19 protein-coding genes are annotated in these 17,706 nt (G+C 55.5%); 10 read left to right on the top strand and 9 right to left on the bottom strand.

Going from position 1 to position 17,706, the window contains the following annotated elements; translation table 11 throughout:
- Positions 1-2 precede the first annotated feature (2 nt).
- The 10 genes from fliI (at position 3) to fliR (ending at position 7,805) form a co-directional block, all read left to right on the top strand.
- Positions 3-1,388, top strand: a complete 1,386-nt coding sequence (gene fliI, locus HXW73_RS00410; protein ID WP_186254406.1) for a flagellar protein export ATPase FliI — start codon at positions 3-5, stop codon at positions 1,386-1,388.
- Entirely contained in the window at positions 1,385-1,837 is a 453-nt protein-coding gene (fliJ, locus tag HXW73_RS00405; RefSeq protein WP_186254405.1) for a flagellar export protein FliJ, read from the top strand. Before fliI ends, fliJ begins: the two co-directional genes overlap by 4 nt.
- A gap of 19 nt (positions 1,838-1,856) precedes the next feature.
- On the top strand, positions 1,857-3,233 hold the full coding sequence (locus HXW73_RS00400) for a flagellar hook-length control protein FliK (protein WP_186254404.1): 1,377 nt from the start codon (positions 1,857-1,859) through the stop codon (positions 3,231-3,233).
- 166 nt (positions 3,234-3,399) lie between these two features.
- Positions 3,400-3,876, top strand: coding sequence for a flagellar basal body-associated protein FliL (gene fliL / locus HXW73_RS00395; protein ID WP_186254403.1), 477 nt, complete (start codon positions 3,400-3,402; stop codon positions 3,874-3,876).
- Positions 3,877-3,897: 21 nt separating this feature from the next.
- Entirely contained in the window at positions 3,898-4,953 is a 1,056-nt protein-coding gene (gene fliM, locus HXW73_RS00390) for a flagellar motor switch protein FliM (protein ID WP_186254402.1), read from the top strand.
- Complete coding sequence (gene fliN, locus HXW73_RS00385) at positions 4,950-5,489, top strand: flagellar motor switch protein FliN (RefSeq protein WP_186254401.1); 540 nt, start codon at positions 4,950-4,952, stop codon at positions 5,487-5,489. The genes fliM and fliN overlap by 4 nt, the downstream gene beginning before the upstream one ends.
- A complete protein-coding gene (gene fliO / locus HXW73_RS00380; protein WP_186254400.1) occupies positions 5,486-5,938 on the top strand; it encodes a flagellar biosynthetic protein FliO in 453 nt (150 codons plus the stop codon). Before fliN ends, fliO begins: the two co-directional genes overlap by 4 nt.
- A gap of 47 nt (positions 5,939-5,985) precedes the next feature.
- Positions 5,986-6,714 (top strand): flagellar type III secretion system pore protein FliP, encoded by a 729-nt coding sequence (gene fliP, locus HXW73_RS00375; RefSeq protein WP_186255864.1) that lies wholly within the window; start codon positions 5,986-5,988, stop codon positions 6,712-6,714.
- 25 nt (positions 6,715-6,739) lie between these two features.
- On the top strand, positions 6,740-7,009 hold the full coding sequence (fliQ, locus tag HXW73_RS00370) for a flagellar biosynthesis protein FliQ (RefSeq protein WP_066318890.1): 270 nt from the start codon (positions 6,740-6,742) through the stop codon (positions 7,007-7,009).
- A gap of 4 nt (positions 7,010-7,013) precedes the next feature.
- On the top strand, positions 7,014-7,805 hold the full coding sequence (gene fliR / locus HXW73_RS00365; protein ID WP_186254399.1) for a flagellar biosynthetic protein FliR: 792 nt from the start codon (positions 7,014-7,016) through the stop codon (positions 7,803-7,805).
- 105 nt (positions 7,806-7,910) lie between these two features.
- Here the strand turns inward: fliR and flgL are convergent, their stop codons facing one another.
- From flgL to HXW73_RS00320, 9 genes are all read right to left on the bottom strand, one after another.
- Positions 7,911-9,170: a flagellar hook-associated protein FlgL gene (gene flgL, locus HXW73_RS00360; RefSeq protein ID WP_186254398.1), complete on the bottom strand. Its 1,260-nt coding sequence runs from the start codon at positions 9,168-9,170 to the stop codon at positions 7,911-7,913.
- A 17-nt stretch (positions 9,171-9,187) separates the two neighbouring features.
- Positions 9,188-11,089, bottom strand: coding sequence for a flagellar hook-associated protein FlgK (gene flgK / locus HXW73_RS00355; RefSeq protein WP_186254397.1), 1,902 nt, complete (start codon positions 11,087-11,089; stop codon positions 9,188-9,190).
- A gap of 63 nt (positions 11,090-11,152) precedes the next feature.
- Positions 11,153-12,184: a flagellar assembly peptidoglycan hydrolase FlgJ gene (gene flgJ, locus HXW73_RS00350; protein WP_186254396.1), complete on the bottom strand. Its 1,032-nt coding sequence runs from the start codon at positions 12,182-12,184 to the stop codon at positions 11,153-11,155.
- The gene (locus tag HXW73_RS00345; RefSeq protein WP_274600586.1) at positions 12,184-13,314 is read right to left on the bottom strand and encodes a flagellar basal body P-ring protein FlgI; all 1,131 of its coding nucleotides are present in this window, start codon (positions 13,312-13,314) and stop codon (positions 12,184-12,186) included. Before HXW73_RS00345 ends, flgJ begins: the two co-directional genes overlap by 1 nt.
- 41 nt (positions 13,315-13,355) lie before the next feature.
- Entirely contained in the window at positions 13,356-14,042 is a 687-nt protein-coding gene (locus HXW73_RS00340; RefSeq protein ID WP_186254394.1) for a flagellar basal body L-ring protein FlgH, read from the bottom strand.
- 24 nt (positions 14,043-14,066) lie between these two features.
- Positions 14,067-14,849, bottom strand: a complete 783-nt coding sequence (flgG, locus tag HXW73_RS00335; protein ID WP_186254393.1) for a flagellar basal-body rod protein FlgG — start codon at positions 14,847-14,849, stop codon at positions 14,067-14,069.
- 30 nt (positions 14,850-14,879) lie between these two features.
- Positions 14,880-15,638 carry a flagellar basal-body rod protein FlgF gene (gene flgF / locus HXW73_RS00330; RefSeq protein ID WP_186254392.1) on the bottom strand — a complete coding sequence of 253 codons (759 nt, stop codon included), beginning with the start codon at positions 15,636-15,638 and terminating at the stop codon, positions 14,880-14,882.
- Positions 15,639-15,667: 29 nt separating this feature from the next.
- Entirely contained in the window at positions 15,668-16,978 is a 1,311-nt protein-coding gene (gene flgE / locus HXW73_RS00325; protein WP_186254391.1) for a flagellar hook protein FlgE, read from the bottom strand.
- Positions 16,979-17,014: 36 nt separating this feature from the next.
- Positions 17,015-17,704 carry a flagellar hook assembly protein FlgD gene (locus tag HXW73_RS00320; RefSeq protein WP_186254390.1) on the bottom strand — a complete coding sequence of 230 codons (690 nt, stop codon included), beginning with the start codon at positions 17,702-17,704 and terminating at the stop codon, positions 17,015-17,017.
- Positions 17,705-17,706 lie beyond the last annotated feature (2 nt).

The following is a 17,706-nucleotide window of genomic DNA, read 5'->3' as shown; positions in this document are numbered from 1 at the left end:
CCATGACCACTTCGTGCCCTCACCAATTCCGCTGGCAAAAAGCCATCCGCCGCACCACGCAGCGGGTCGGTGCTTTGCCGCGGGTGGGCACCAGTGGTCGCGTCGTGCGGGCAACCGGCATGGTCGTCGAAGTGGTCGGGCTACGTGTTGCGGTCGGCAGCGCCTGTAAAATCGAGCTACCCAAAAGCGATGCACATCATGAACAGCCTTATGCCGAAGCCGAAGTCGTCGGGTTCGCTGGGGATAAGCTCTATCTAATGCCCCTTGAGCAAATCTCAGGCCTGATGCCCGGCGCCCGCGTATCACCGCTGAGCGATGGAAGCGGCCACAGCGCAAGACGCTTTCCCATCGGCGAGGAGCTTCTGGGTCGAGTGCTTGACGGCAACGGCAATCCGCTCGATGACCGTGAGCACCTGGATGACACTGCCCGCGCCACCCTGGATACGCCACCGCTTAACCCGCTATCCCGGGCGCCTATCGAGTCTCAGATCGATGTCGGCATTCGCTCGATTAACGCACTACTGAGCGTCGGCCGGGGTCAGCGCATGGGGCTTTTCGCGGGTTCGGGGGTCGGCAAATCGGTGCTTTTGGGCATGATGGCACGCTATACCAAGGCGGATGTCATTGTCGTAGGTCTGATCGGCGAGCGTGGCCGTGAAGTACAGGATTTCATCGACAATATTCTTGGCCCCGAAGGCCGACGTCGCGCCGTGGTAGTCGCCGCACCGGCTGATACATCTCCCCTCCAGCGCCTCCAAGGGGCGTCCTACGCCACGCGACTAGCCGAAGGGTTTCGCGATGAAGGCCGCGACGTTCTGCTGATCATGGATTCCTTGACGCGTTTTTCCATGGCCCAACGCGAGATCGCCCTGGCCATTGGCGAGCCCCCGGCCACCAAGGGGTATCCGCCGTCGGTATTTGCCAAACTGCCTAGCCTGGTCGAGCGCGCGGGTAATGCGGAACGGGGCGGTGGCTCGATTACCGCGTTTTACACTGTCTTGACCGAGGGTGACGACCAGCAGGATCCGATCGCGGATTCCGCCCGAGCGATTCTCGATGGCCATATTGTCCTCTCGCGTACGTTAGCCGAAGCCGGGCACTACCCGGCTATCGATATTGAAGCATCCATCAGCCGCGCAATGACCGCGATCACCGACGAAGCCCAGCAGCGTCAGTCGCGTATCTTCAAGCAGTATTTCTCGCGTTATCAGCGTAATCGCGACCTGATTAGCGTCGGCGCCTACTCACCTGGTCACGACCCGCAGCTTGATGAGGCAGTGAAGCGTTTTCCCGAGCTTGAGCATTTTTTGCAGCAGAACATTAACGAAAGCGCCACGATCGATGCTTCACGACAAGCCCTGAATGCCCTGGTTGGAGAGTCAGCATGAGCCGAACGCAGTTGGAGATGCTTGCCGATTTAGCCCGTGAAGCCCGCGACCAGGCAGGTATTGCCCTGGCTCAAGAGCGGCAAGGCGAGCAACAGACGACAGCTCAATTGAATTCGCTCAAGCGTTACCGTGCAGAGTACGCCGAACGTTTACAGCTCGCGATGCGCGACGGTATTGACCCGGCCACGATGTACAACTACCAGCAATTTCTCGGCTCGCTGGATGCTGCATTGGAACGCGCCCGCCATACGCTGGCGGCACAGCAAAAACGGGTGGAAAAACGTCAACAACATTGGCAACAAGAGCAGCGTAAGCTGTCTTCCTACGATACACTGACCTCACGACGGCTAGTGGAAGAACACCGACGCCTTGAGCGTTATGAACAGAAAACCAATGACGATTTGGTGACTAGCCGTTTGGCTCGCCAACGTAATGAGACACCGCAGTAGCGGTGCCAGGGAACTGAGCATGAATATTCACCAGTTGCTATCAACGACGCAAGGTCAGGCGACCAGCAGCCAACAAGGCAATACGGCAACGGCTGACAGTGCGCGTGGGTTCTTTCAGCAGGCGCTTTCCCAGGCCTCTGTTTCGCCTCATCAGCGCCTTGCCAATGCGCAGGTTACCTCCCCTTTAAACCAGGCAGGCAATAGCCCCACGGATAAGGGTCAGCCAACAGAAGCCACATCTCTGTCGGGGTGGCTGGAATCGCTTGGTTTAGACATCAGCCCCGAGGCCCTGGAGGCATTGGTGGCACGCTTTGCATCTGACGGTGGCGAGTCAATGCCTGAGGAAATGACCCGCCTTGAAGCTTCCGAGAGCCTGGATAACGCCACACTTGATGAAATTGCCCAGCGCCTCGCGCTGATGGCAAGCTTCAGCGATACCGCCAGCGAGTCCCAACAGCTCCCCGGCAACGAGGAAGCGGCGCCAACCGCCACCGAGCTTGCCGAGCAGCTAGGCATTGAGGAAGGTGAAGCAGAGCAGTTGGTGAGCCTGCTCAGCGCCTTCGCTGCCTCCCAGGGCCAAACGACCAGCACAGCCAATACCACCTCATCAGGCTCATCACGGGGGCTGGGGGATATTGCTCAAGCACTAGGTGCTTCGTCTCAAACCGCTGATGCGAGCAAGCCCTCGCGCGCGGAGAGCCTATTAAGCCAGGTCGACGCGCGGTCAGCTTCTCGTCAAGCTCCAGATACCTGGGTGAGCGCACTCGACACATCAGGACGTGCGGCTGACGGATCTGCCAAAGCTAACCTGATTCTGCCCACTTCGTCCTCGGAAACACTGTTAAACACTCTGTCGTCGAATAACGCCGGGCAGACCAACGGTCAGGCATCCGCACAAGCAGCTAGCGGTCAGCCTGCACCGACGGCCAATCTGGGTAGCGCTGCCAACCCGACACCTGCCGCGGTCAACACCCCGGTGACCAGTCCCGCCTGGCCGCAACAATTAGGTCAGCAGCTCGTCCAGTTCGCCCAGCGAGGCGGGGATCAGCTTGTGCAAATGCAACTGCATCCCGCCGAGCTAGGCGCGCTTTCCATCTCCTTGAAGTTTGGCGAACAAGGGGCCCAGGCACATTTTTTATCCAGCCACGCCCAGGTTCGCCAGGTAATCGAGCAGGCCATTCCTCAGTTGCGTGAGGCGCTGGCGGAGCAAGGCATTGCGCTTGGCGAAACCTCGGTTGGCGAGCAGCGCGAATCTAGCGAGCAAGGCTTTGCTCAGCAGCAGGCTGGCCCAGGCGGCCAAACCGGCGCTGAAGGGGGCGAGGAAGGCAGCGGCTTAGCACCAACTACCCTGAATGCGCCTATCACACTGGATGGCAGGGTTGATCTGTACGCTTAACCCGATAATCCGCCAGGGCAACACGTCTTCCATGCCATTCACGTGGCATTTGGAATGCTAAGCCAAAAGATAGGCTCGCCAAGCGAGCCTGTTCATTTCATCACTAGCATGCGCTTTAGGCATAATGCCACGTTAACGCCTCGCATGGAGATTACAGGAACGACCAATGGCTGAATCAAGCGGCGGACCCAAAAAACTGCTCTGGGTAATGATCATTTTAGTACTGCTCTCGTCTGCCGGTGCAGCAGCCGCCATTTATATGGTGCTGGATCAGGGCGACGATGATAATCCGGAAGACACTTCCGAACAGGTCGCTGAGTCAAAGCCACCGGTGTTTCTGACTATCGAGCCTTTCACTGTTAATCTGGCCGATGACCGTCATGGTACACGCTTGTTATATACAGGTATTACGCTTCGTGTTGAAGATGAAGACACACGTGAATTGCTGGAAGAACACATGCCGCAGGTACGCAGTCGGCTGCTTACAGTGCTATCAGGTCAGGAGGCCGGCGAGCTGACATCCTCAGAAGGCAAACAGCGGCTCGCCTCCGCCATCAATGAAAGGCTGAGCGAGCCTTTCGACGAGAACCAGCCACCGCCTGAACTGCGTGAAGTGCTGTTTACTGAATTCATTGTGCAATAATTTCGGGAACTGGAGCCGTTCATGTCGCAGGACGATCTACTGTCCCAGGAAGAAATTGATGCCCTACTCAAAGGGGTCAGTGGTGATGACGAGTCATCAGCTTCCTCGGCCCAGTCGCAGGATGAATCCAAGGTACGGCCTTACGATCCATCCACACAGCATCGCGTTATTCGCGAGCGACTGCATGCCCTGGACTTCATTAATGAGCGCTTCGCACGTTACTTCCGTACGGGCTTATTCAACTTGCTTCGGCGCAGCGCCGACATAACGGTTGAATCGGTTCGTTACCAGAGCTTTAGTGATTTTTCGCGCAATGTGCCCGTGCCAACCAACCTGAACATCGTCTCGATGCGCCCGTTGCGTGGCTCTGGCTTGATCGTATTTCCACCTAATTTAGTTTTCATGGTGGTCGATAACCTGTTTGGCGGCGATGGACGTTTTGTCACCAAATCGGACGGACGCGAGTTTACCAATACCGAGCAGCGCATCATCCACCGGCTGCTAGGCTTGGCCATTGATGCCTACCAAGAAGCCTGGAAAGTCGTTTATCCGCTGGAAATCAGCTTCTTGCGTTCGGAAGTGCAGTCAAAATTTGCCAACATTACTAATTCACCCAATGAAATCGTGGTGAATACGAAGTTCAATATCGAGGTGGGTAACCTGTCGAGCAACTTTCAGGTCTGCATGCCTTACGCCATGATCGAACCACTTCGCGATCTTTTGGCGAACCCGATCAATGACAGTAACCACGATCAAGACGGCACTTGGTCGCGCCGAATGGCAAGTGAGTTGCGCCAGTCAGAAATCGAGTTAGTCGCTGAGTTTGCACACATACCCAGCCGTATCTCCCATGTCATGGGACTCAAGAAAGGCGACGTACTACCGTTGGAAATTCCCTCTACGGTTACCGCCAACGTTGATGGCGTACCCGTGATGGAGTGCGAGTACGGTAGCCAGCGCCAGCAGCGCGCCTTGCGTGTCAAACGCTTGATTGATCACGCCGCCATGAACAATGTACCGTCCAACGACCTCGCCAAAGGGTCGACGCGACAGAAAGCCAAGGAATCTAAAGCATGACGGATCCTAACAAACCCGATCAGAACATCTCTGACGACGACTGGGCATCTGCCATGTCGGAACAAGAGCAGGAAGAAACCGCTGCCTCATCTGAAGCCGCTGACGGCGAGGATGAAGATCCATGGGCGGCGGCGATGGCAGAACAGCAAGCTGTCGAGGAAGAAGCGTCAGCAGAAGATGACAGCACAGCCGATGAAGCGCCCGCAAGCGAAGCCAAAGCGGCAAGCGACGATGTATTCCGCCCGCTGACCCAGGAAGGTGGCGCCACACCCTCGCGTGATCTCGAAATGATCATGGATATTCCGGTCAAGCTTACCGTTGAGCTGGGGCGCACAAAGCTGACCATCAAACAGCTGCTTGAACTGGCACAAGGGTCGGTGATCGAACTTGATGGGCTCGCCGGAGAGCCCATGGATATCCTGATTAACGGCTATTTGGTTGCTCAGGGGGAAGTCGTTGTCATCGAAGACAAGTATGGTATCCGTATCACCGAAATCATCACGCCCTCTGAGCGCATTCACAAACTGAACCGATGAGCAGTGAAACCGCTTCAACACAAAATGGTTCGCTCGACGCACTCAGTAGCGGTGGAGATTCCCTGATTGGCATGGCCATGCTGGGTAAGACCGCAGCAGCGCTTGCGCTGGTTATTGCGATCATTTTACTGTGCACCTCATTACTCAAGCGCCTCGGCAACGCCAAACGCGCTGGAGGCCAGCTTCATGTCGTCAGCAGTGCCGCGGTAGGCAATCGAGAGCGCGTGGTCATCGTACAGGTTGAAGATACGTGGCTGGTGCTGGGCGTTGGCAGTGGTCGTGTTACCAAACTGCATGAACGGCCGGCACCTGCTACACCGCCAGCTGAGACGCCTCAGACACCATCCAGCTTTGCTAAACGATTTTCCCAGGCGCTTGCCCATAATGTGAACCAAAAGCGCCGGGGGCAAACTCCCTCACCTACCTCTGAAACAGACCGAACTCCATGAGGACTAAAACCTTGCGTCAACCGCACTATCAGCGGTGGCGGTGGCTTATTGTTGTTGGCTTACTGCTGTGCCTCTTTCCAGTCATCGGTAATGCGCAAGAGCTGCCCGGGATCACAACTCAGCCGCTTGAAGATGGCGGCCAACAGTGGTCAGTTTCTCTGCAGACGCTGTTATTTCTGAGTTCGCTGGCGTTTTTACCCTCCATGCTACTGATGATGACCAGCTTTACGCGCATCATCATTGTGCTGAGCTTGCTGCGAACGGCCATGGGCACCCAGGCGACACCACCCAACCAGGTACTGCTGGGCGTCGCGCTGTTTTTAACTTTTTTTATCATGTCGCCGGTATTAGCACAGGTCTATGACACTGCCTGGGTGCCGTTAAGCGAAGAAACTATCAACTTTGAAGAGTTTTTGCGCCTTGCGCAGGTGCCGTTTCGTGAGTTTATGCTGGCCCAGACGCGGGAGACCGACTTGGCACTCTTCGTTCGCCTGGCCGATGTTGGTCCCATGCAGGGGCCTGACGATTTGCCAATGCGCGTTTTACTGCCTGCGTTCGTTACCAGCGAGCTGAAAACCGCTTTTCAGATCGGCTTTACGATTTTTATTCCTTTCTTGATTATCGACCTGGTCGTTGCGAGTACGTTGATGGCACTGGGCATGATGATGGTCCCGCCGATCACCATTTCGTTACCGTTCAAGCTAATGCTGTTTGTTCTGGTCGATGGCTGGCAGCTGATTGTCGGGTCGTTAGCTGAAAGCTTCTACATGATATAGCCGTCATTACGACGATGGAGGCAGAATGACCCCTGAAATGGTCATGACGATTGCGTATCAAGGCATGCGGGTAACGCTGTTTCTCGCGGGCCCCATGTTGCTTGCGGCTTTGTTTACTGGCTTGATCATCAGCCTTTTTCAAGCCGCGACGCAAATCAATGAGATGACGCTGACGTTTATCCCCAAAATTCTGGCGGTCTTTGCCGTCCTGGTGCTGGCAGGTCCGTGGCTTCTTGGGCTAATCACCGATTTTACCCATCGCTTATTCACCAACATTCCCAGTATGGTGATGTAAGCTAATGATTGATGTCACCTTTGCCCAGCTGCAGGCATGGCTGGTGGCGTTTATCTGGCCGTTTGCCCGCATTACCGCGTTCATGGCGGCTTCGCCTCTGTGGGGGCATTCAAGTGTCCCCAACCAGGCCAAGGTGGGCCTCGCGGCGGTAATCTCAGTGGTGATCGCGCCGATTCTTCCTCCCATGCCCGACGTACCGCTGATGTCCTGGGCTGGCGCAGGTATCATGGTCGAGCAAATCCTGATTGGCATTGCCATCGGCCTGGTCATGCACATTGTATTCGCCGTGGTTCAAGCCGCCGGGGAATTCATTGGCCTGCAGATGGGTCTGGCATTTGCCAGCTTTTTTGACGCGGCCAGCGGCACCAACATCATGGTGCTATCGCGGATTTTATATATGGTCACGCTACTGATGTTTCTCGCTCTGAATGGCCACCTGATGGTGCTGGAAACACTCGTGATGAGCTTCCAGAGTCTGCCCATTGGCATCGGCACGTTTAACCCCAACGCCTTCGAGCTAATGGCCCGCTATGCAGGCACCATTTTCGCCTCAGGCATGTTACTGGCCTTGCCGCTGGTTGGCTCGTTGTTGGTCATTAATCTGGCGCTGGGGATTTTGAACCGTTCCGCCCCGCAGTTGACGGTGTTCAATATCGGTTTCCCAACATCATTAACCGTCGGTCTACTGTTGATGATGGTGCTGATGACGGATCTTGAGCGCTTTTTACAGCGCCTATTCAGCCAGGGGATCGACTTTATGCAAGGGTTGATCGATACCTTGGCGCCATTGTCTTAAGCTCTCTGCGAAAACGGTTGGCGCCATATAAAAAGCCCTTGGCCATCATTGGCAAAGGGCTTTTTAACGTTTCAGAACAGTGTCACTTAATTAGCAGGACTAACGCTACAGGTAATCAAACAGCGACATACCCTTCACATCAACAAAGGCTTTTTGAGAAGCCTGCAGACCTACCTGGCGCAAACTGTATTCGGAAATAGCCTCGTTGTAGTCGAGGTCGACCAGATCCGACAGCGTCTGTTCGTAGTTTAGGCTACGATTACTTCCCACCGCGTCGATCACGTCCAGCTCGTTGAGGCGTGCGCCTGCTGACGCGCGTACTGTAAGGACGTTGTCCAACGCATTATCCAGGTCACGCATCGAGGTATTGAGCGTGTTGCGCAAATCAGCTTTATCTGCGTCGGTCTCAACGGGGTTTTCTAATACGCGAATAGCTTCTTCCATGGTGCGGAACAGATTAGGTTCGCGTTGATCGCTACCTGCCTGGGCTACCAGGATTTCATCCCCCACTTCTGGCTCGCCTTTCAGGTCAACAGACACCCCGCCGAAAGAAACACTCATGCCTGGGGTGTAAGCTTGATCGGTAAAATCACCATTATTGCCTGGATCGTATGCAACCCAGTTTTCGTTGTCCTCGTCATAGGTCTCGATGCTATAGGTCGGGTTGTTCCCAGCATCCTCATCGAACTGAATGCGATAGCTATCACCATAGCCCTCGTCATTAACATCGCTGACCTGTGGGCCACCAAACGTCACGTTGCCAGCGTTATCGCTATCCGCTTCAGCCACATAGCCTGCACTGCTGGGTACGCTTTTGAAAATTGATTCGCCATTTTCAGTGACTGGCATTAGCCGCGATGAATCAACTCGCTGTTCGCGCGCATTGTTGTCGCCTTTATACTCGGCAGCGCCATCGGCATTTTTGATAAAGGGCGGGTTACTATCATTATAGCCGCCAAATAGATAGCGCCCGTTGCCGTCAGTAGCATTGGCCTGGCCCAGCATGGTTTCGTAGACGCCTTTCAGCTCGCTGGCGATCGAATCACGGTCAACATTGCTGAGCGTGTCGCTCGATGCCTGGATTAGCAGCGTCTTAGCGCTGGTCACAGCATCGCTGACGCTATTGAGGATGCTTTCCGTTTGGGCAAGCGAGTTACGCGCCGAGGTGCGGGCATCAGCGTATTGCTGGGTGACCGCCTTGGCCTGGTCAACACCGACGGCGCGCGAGGCGGCCTGAGGGTCGTCGGAGGGGTTGACAACGCGGCGGCCACTGGCAATTTGCTGGCTAACTTTCAAAAAATCGCTTTGCTGGCGATTCATTGACGCCGTGCTTTGGTCAAACATAGTAACGCTGCTAATACGCATGGCTGTCTATCCTCGAATTAACCGCGTAAATTCAAAATGGTGTCCATTATCGTACCGGCCGTGTCGATAACACGGGCGTTGGCCTGATAGAACTGCTGATAGCGAATCAAATTGGCGGCTTCCTCATCCAGATTGACCCCGGACTCGGACTGCTGCACCGCGGTTAACTGATCAGTAAGCCCTTGCCGTGCGTCCAGATTGACCTCGGTAATATTGGTGCGGTTACCCACGTCGCTGACCATCGACCCATAGGCGCCGCTCACTGTGGCGCTGCCGCCAACGACATTCTGGCTTTGAAGGTTCTGCATGGCCAGGGCATTGCGGTTGTCGCCGGTATTGGCATCGCTAAGGCTGATAGAAAATGTCGCCCCATTAGCCCCAGGTAGCTCATCAAGCGTAAACTCGACGCCATCAACAGCAATACGGTCACCAACTTCTAACGTATCTCCATCTACTAAGGCCTCGCCGTTTACGGTCATAGCCCCCTCTAACTCGCTGACGGTCCCGTCCATTGCAACCCGCAGAGAGTACTCACCATCTTCTGGCAGCGCGCCTAATGCACCATCAGCCACGCTGACATCGCCAATATCCAAGTCGCCTTCAAACTCAGCAAAACTACCCGCTGCGATCTTATCCAAATCGCTGATATTGGCTTCCATACCGGCACCGGCACGACGAACCGGCTGAATTTCAAACTGATCACCGTCAACCGGCGCTGGAGTCTCGCTAAATTCAATAGTGACACCGCCGAATTTTAATTGCTCGTCATCGTTCCAGGCATCCTGGTCAAACTCGACTTCCTGGCCGTTATCGTTGCGCGTCACAACGGGAGCACCGCCGTCGAAACTGACGGTGTAATCCGTCGCGCGCAGTTCGTCTGCGCGATCAGGGGCGAACTCGGCAGCGGTAATGGTGGCATCGCTGTTAGACTCATAACCATAGGTCTGGGGCGCGCGAATGTTGAATAAATCCCCGCCCTGGTCACCGTTGAGATCGACGCCTTGCTTGTGTTGCTCATTCATTGCGGAAGACAGCGACACGGCCAGCTGTCCGATCTGGTTCTGGGTCTTGTCCAGGGTTTCCTGGCGGAAGTTCATTAATCCGCCAAGGGAGCCACCCGTCACCGTGTCTTCATCCAACTGCGAAAGATTACCGCCGCCATCACGGTAGCCGATGACGGTCCGTTGGGGATCGTAATCAGCTTCCATGGTTTCCAGTTGAAAAGAATTTGTGCCGGTAACCAGCGGCTGACCGTTGGGTAAGCTGAGGTTGTAGGTCTTGCCATCCTGAATATTCAGGCGCAGGTCCATGCGCTCATTCAGATCGGAGACAAGCTTATCGCGCTGGTTGAGCAGGCTGTTAGGGGCTTCGCCAGTACGGGCACGAGCAAGGGCAATCTCTTTATTCAGCCCAGCCACTTGCTCAGTGGTGTTATTGATCTGGGTAACTTCGTCTTTCAGCTGACTGTTGATATTGGTCTGCATATCCTGCAGATAGCTATCGAACGAGCGAAACTGGGCGCTTAACGTTTCGGCATTACCCAACACACCCTGACGCGCCGCCGGGTCTGAGGGCGAACTTGCCAGATCTTCTAGCGAGGAAAAGAAATTTTGCATCAGTGGCGCGAGACCTGCTTCACGGTCAGCGAGCAGGTTGTCAATCTGGCTTACCTGATTGTAGTAGGTCTCCAGCGCGCTCGACTGGGTCTTGGCACTATTGAGCTGCTCCGCCACGTATTGATTGAACTGGCGTTCAATATCGTTAACCTGGACACCTGATGTTCCCGCGCTGCTCTCACCGAGCTTGGTGATTTCTCGGTTGTAGCCGGGTGTGTACACGTTGCTGATATTGTTGCTGGTTGTGTTCAACGAGTTTTGCGCCGCGTTCAAGCCGCTTAGCCCAACAGAAAACATGCTCATGGTTCGATTCCTTTAGCCGATATTTCTATGATCGGCAACGCGGTACAAAACTTGAATGGTGATCTAGCGAGAATCTGCCAGGAAGTTACCGGCATCCGGCATCGGACCCAGGGTGTCCATCACACTCACCAGCTTTTCAGCATAGCGAGGGTCAGTGGCGTAGCCGCCACGCTGCAGCTCGCGCGCTGCCTGCTCGGCTGACGGCGCCTGTGTCACGCCCGCGTAGCGTGGGTTGTTGCCAATCAGGTTGGCATAGTCGGTAAACGCATGTTCATAGGAATCATAGACACGGAAGGTATCGACGACTTTCTGGCGACGGCCATCTATGTATTCGTGCGTCACGACATCCGTCGTGTCGCCATCCCAATACCCGCCGGCCTTGATGCCAAAGACGTTATGACTGTTCCTGCCATTTTGCGTGGCAATTTCATGTTGCCCCCAGCCTGTTTCCAGCGCGGCTTGGGCCAGAATCAATTCAGCGGGAACCCCAGTGGTACGGCTAGCCGCCTGAGCGGAGGGGGCCAATGTGTTCATAAACTGATCAACGTGGGGCAGTTGCCCTGTCGCTTGGCGCTGGGCCTCAGGCTGCGCAGGCTCTGCTTTAACCGCCTGGCCCTGACGCACTGCATCCAACTCAGCCAAGAAGTCGCTTTCCGAATTCGCTTCGGGGACACGCTCTACCCCGGGGTTAAGCGGGCTGTCCAATACCCGTGGCGTACCTCTTGGAATACCCGCGATCAATTCCTGCATTTGTTGATCAGCGGTGGACGACGTCCCTTCTCCTTTGGGCACCAAGCCTTCCCGCTCTAACTGCTGAACAAGTGCATCTGCAAGGCCAACGCCTCGCGAAGCAATCACCTGTGACCACTGCTGGTCCAGCATCTTTTGGTAGCTATCGGTCGCACTACTGTTCATCAGGCCAGACGCCGGAATCGCATCACGCATGCTTTTCATCATCATCTGCACGAATAACGCTTCGAACTGTTGAGCGGCCGACTGCACGCCGGCTTCCGGATCGACCCTGGCTGTGTGCTGCATCCGCTGAAAGCCTTGTACATCAAGCGCAAATTGACTGCTCATATCAGTGGCATTCATTAGATGATCTCCAGCTCTGCACGCAGTGAGCCCGAGGCCCTTAACGCTTCAAGAATCGTCATCAAGTCCATGGGTGTAGCACCCAGGGCATTTAGCGCGTTGACCACTTCATTCAGGTCCGCTCCTTCTACCACCTGCAGATACGCTTCCTGCTGTTCGATATCGATGTCGGCGTCAGGGACCACCGCGGTCTCTCCCTCGCCAAAGGGGGCAGGCTGGCTAACACCAAACTGGGTATCGATCATGATCGACAGGTTGCCGTGGGCGACGGCCGCCTGCCGCAACGTGACGGCGCTGTTCATGACGACCGAACCAGTACGTGCATTAAGGATCACTTTCGCCGGTGCCTCCATGGGCGTGACGTTAACGTTCTCAACCCGGGCCATAAAATTAACGCGCTCGTTATCGTCTACTGGTCCGTCAAGCGCGATCACCCGACCATTGCGGCCGTAGGCTACCGATCGACCAAATTCATTGTTAATGGCGGTCACCATACGCTGGACGGTGCCAAAATCAGCGTCATCCAGCTGTAGCTCTAGCGTGCCGCCATTGCTACCCAGATTGAGCGGCACTTCCTGCTCTACCAGGCCGCCGTTGGGAATTCTGCCCGTTGCCTGCTGGTTGATCTGTACGCTACTTCCCCCGGCTTCTGCCCCCGCACCGCCTACAAGCATGTTGCCCTGAGCAATGGCATAGGTATCGCCATCGGCGCCTTTCATTGGCGTCATCAGCAGAGTGCCGCCGCGCAGGCTACGCGCATTGGCAATGGATGACACCACGACATCGAGCCGCTGGCCCGGACGGGAAAAAGGCGGCAGGTCCGCTGTCACCATTACTGCTGCAACGTTACGCAGCTGTAAATTAGTGCCAGAGGGGACCGTCACGCCCAACTGCGACAGCATGTTGGTCAAACTCTGGCTGGTAAAGGGTGCCTGGGTCGTCTGGTCGCCGGTGTTGTCCAACCCGACCACCAGTCCATAACCCACCAACTGGTTGTCCCGCACGCCGGAGAAATTCGCTAGCTCGCGGATGCGCTCTGCTTGAACAGGCATAGCCAAAAGACAAACCAGGGCCACGATACCAAGCTGCCAGATCCGTTTTACCAGTGCGTGGGGCGTTATACGTTGCATGTTATTGACCCGCATATTGTCAACCATCGTGTCAGGCGCGATTAGAAAGGCGAAACATTGAGGAAGAAGCGCTGCAGCCAGCCCATGTGCTGCGCTTCGTTAATATAACCATCCCCTACATATTCAATCCGCGCGTCGGCTACCTGGGTAGAAGGAACGGTATTTTGCCCACTGACGGCGCGGGGATTTACCACGCCCGAGAAGCGAATAAACTCGGTCCCTTGATTGATGGCAATCTGTTTTTCACCGCGTACGCGCAGGTTGCCGTTATTCATGACCTCCAGTACCGAGACGGTGATAGTGCCGGTAAATGAGTTATTCGCTTGCGAACCGCCCCCCCCGGAAAAGTCGCTTTGACCATCCACCTCGAAGCCATACTCCGCCAACGTTTCAAGCGCATCGGGCAGTGCGCCAAACTCCAGACCAGCGCTGCCGGCGCGGTCAGCATTGGACTCAGAGTTCTTACTGGCACTGACCTCTTCATCCAGCACAATCGTCAGGATATCGCCAACGGACCTTGGGCGGCGGTCTTCAAATAACGGCTGGTACCCCCGGCGTGCCTGGTAGATAGAGCCATTGGGCACCGGCGGGGGGCGATCAACAATATTGATCTGCTCCTGTTCGCCCACCACCGACGCCCTGGGTATTTGGGCACAGCCAGCGACCACCAGCAGAAAACACGCCAGCCCGGCCAGCGCAATGCTTCGCAAACTACAATGTCGTTGCATGACCCAACCTGTCAGTAAACGTCGTTACAGCTGACCCAAACGCGCCAACATTTCATCGCTGGTCGAAACGGCCTGACTATTGATTTCGTAAGCGCGCTGGGTCTGGATCATGTTGACCATTTCCTCGACCACATTGACGTTCGACGTTTCTACATAGCCCTGTGAAAGACGCCCAGCACCGTTCATACCCGGCATGTTTTGATTAGGCACGCCTGAAGAACCCGTTTCCTGATAGAGGTTGCCCCCCATGCTTTGCAGGCCAGCAGGATTGACGAAGGTAGCAACGTTAATCTGACCAATCTGATTTGCCTGATTATCGCCCGGTTGACGCACGCTAACCGTACCGTCTTCGCCCACGCTGACCGAGAGCGCGTTTTCCGGGATGAAAATCGCCGGCTCAATGGGGTAACCATTGGCCGTGACCATCTGACCGTTTTCATTGAGCTGAAAACTGCCATCGCGTGTGTAAGCGGTATTGCCATCGGGCAAAAGCACCTGGAAGAAGCCATCGCCGTTGATCGCCAGATCGCGGGAGTTCTCGGTTTGCTCCAGGCCGCCCTGAGTGTGCAAGCGCTCCGTGGCGACTGCACGCACGCCGGTACCTACCTGCATGCCGGATGGCAGCCGATCCTGCACATTATTCTGTGCACCCGGTTGACGCATGTTTTGGTACAGAAGATCTTCAAATACCGGGCGTGAGCGCTTGAAGCCATTGGTGCTGACGTTGGCCAGGTTGTTGGAAATTACATCCAGCTTGGTTTGCTGGGATTCCAAACCGGTTTTGGCCGTCCACAAAGACGAAATCATAAAAATACCCTCTTGGCTGACAACAGTTTATCAGCCCTGAATCGATAACATGCTGTTGGCGCGCTGGGCGTTTTCGTCCGCCGAGCTCAGCATTTTCATTTGCATATCGTAGCGGCGTGCCGCATCAATCATGGTCACCATGGCGTCCACCGCGCTGACATTACTACCTTCCAGCGCGCCACTGACCAGTGTCGCGTCTCCATCGGCCGCTAGTGCCCCCGGCTCGCCTTCTTCATTCGGAGGTGCGCGGAAAAGTCCGTCTTCACCGCGGGTGAGTTCACCCTCTTCTGGCGTCACCAGTTTGATTCGGCCTACGTTCACTAAGGCTTCAGGACCTTCGCCCTGGGGGATCGCACTAATGGTGCCGTCAGCACCAATAGATATTTGCGCCCCTTGAGGCAGGGCGATAGGTCCTCCATCGCCCACTACCGGGCGACCGACGCTCATCAATATACCGTCGTTGTCGACCTGGAGATCGCCGCGCCGCGTATAGGTTTCAACGCCCTCACCATCCTGCACTGCCATCCAGGCATCATCCTGCATGGCGACATCAAGCGTGCGACCGGTTTGCTCTATCGGCCCTTGAGAGTAGTCGGTGCCCGGCGTGGTAGTCACGGCAGACGTGCGAGTAGGCAGCAAGGCGTCACCTTCTACAGGCACAGAGCGCGCTGCCTGCAGCTGGGCGCGGAAACCCGATGTGGCAACGTTCGCCAGGTTATTACTCACCACCGACTGCTGGTCCATCGTATGCTTGGCGCCACTCATGGCGGTATACAGCATTCTATCCACGACCTTGCTCCCTTAAATTCCTTCAGCCGTTACAGGTTGATGATGGTCTGCAGCAACTCATCCTGGGTACTGATGGTCTGAGAGTTGGCCTGGTAGGCACGCTGAGCGACGATCATATCGACCAGTTCACCCGCCATGTCCACATTGGAGGTTTCCACCGCGCCCGGTTCTATCAAGCCGCGCTGGCCGGTACCCGGCGCCCCGACCAGTTCCTGCCCTGAAGAGCCGGTGGCGGTCCAGAGGTTGTCACCGTTGGGGCTCAAACCTTCAGGATTGCGGAAGCTCACTAGGGCAACCTGGCCCGCGGCGCGCGATTCCTCGTTAGAGTAGTTGCGCATGATCGAACCATCGTCGTCGATGGTCACACCCACCAAAGAGCCCGAAGTGTAGCCGTCTTGAGACAAGTCATTGACGGTCGAGCTATTGGCAAACTGAGTGGTATTGGCGAAATCTACCTGGATTTGCTGGCTAGTCAATGCACCACCGCCGCCGAACTCACTAGCCGCAACATTATTACCTTCCGCATCACGGATAGCACCGGGATTGTCCAGATTAAGATCAAAAGCGGTAAAGTTATTGTTGAGGCGACCATCAGTCGTGAAGTCGAAGTTTTCACCATCAGCAATATTGGTAAAACCGTAATTAGGCGCGCCTTGTGGACCACCCGACATACGCGCATCGACCTGCCAGTCATTCGCGGCGGTTTTGGTAAAGTACATAGTCAGGTTGCGCGCATTACCCTGGGAGTCGTAAATCGTGCCGTTGGTGGAGTAGGAATACTGGCTAGAATCCAGACCATTGGCCACCTCCGCGGCCGTGGGGGTGGTATACCCATCTTGACCATCGACCAAGGTGGCTTCTTCCGCGTCAAGGTTAAGCGACACATCAAGGTTCTGTGTGGCATTGGCTGCCAAGTCGCCTGCATCAACGCTCAAGGCCTCAACGTCGCCGCCGCCTTGAATGTTGCCCTGATCATCCGCCGGGTAGCCCATGATCTGTGCGCCCTGAGCGTTAACCAGATCACCGTTGGCCGTCATGGTCAGCTGGCCGTTGCGCGAGTAGCCAATTTCACCGTTGGGCTGCTGAAAGCGGAAGAAGCCTTCGCCAGCAATTGCCAAGTCCATATTGCGATTCGATGACTCGATATTGCCCTGGTTGAAATTCTGCAGCACGGAAGAGGTTCGCGTACCCAGACCAATACGTGACTCGGCGTAAACATCAGCAAACTGTACGTTCGAGCTCTTGAAGCCGACCGTTTGCGAGTTGGCGATGTTGTTACCAACGGCCCCCAGTTTGTCTTGCTGGGCATTCAGGCCACTTAACGCTTGTGAAAAACTCATGATAGTCCCCTGCTAAATCGATTAATAAGTATTGGTTCAGAGAATTTGTTTGACTTGGTCAAGTGTTACCTGGCCATAGATGGCGCCGAGATCAAGACGGACTTCGTCTCCAGATTCAGCCGGCGTCACGCCCTGAACCTGGGCATAATTCAACGTCTCGGATTCAAGCTCTTCGCCTTCGGCATCGGTCGCTTTATAGCTGACGTTGTATGACCCCTCAGCGACAGCGCCTCCGTCATTATTTAAGCCACTCCAGCTGAACGATTCGACCCCCGCACCAACTCCCTCAACATTGTTGGTATAGACGACTTCACCTGCTTTACTGGTCACGGTAATTTCGACGTTATCTGCTGGCTTATCCAGCTCGATACCAAACGGTGTAGCGAAACTTTTGCCGTCTTCATCAATATTGACCTTCACCTGATTACCCGGCACAAGCACGGCGTTACCGATCAACCCCGAGGCTTGCAACATCTGCGAGGCATTCATCTGCTGGGTGATGCCACTGAGGGTGTCGTTCAACTCCTCGATGCCGCTGACCGTGTTGATCTGGGCCAGCTGAGACGTCATCTCAGAGTTTTCCATGGGGTTGAGCGGGTCTTGATTTTCCAACTGGGTAATCAGCAGGGTCATGAAGCTTTCACGCAGCTCTTCAGACTGACGAGCCGGCATACCACTCGATCCGCCGCCATTGACGTTGCTTAGTACACTTGTATCGATATTCATGG

The sequence above is a fragment of the Halomonas sp. SH5A2 genome (assembly GCF_014263395.1).
Classification (GTDB): domain Bacteria; phylum Pseudomonadota; class Gammaproteobacteria; order Pseudomonadales; family Halomonadaceae; genus Vreelandella.
The sequence above is the reverse complement of the archived record's forward strand: the minus strand, read 5'-3'. Positions and strand labels throughout refer to the sequence as shown.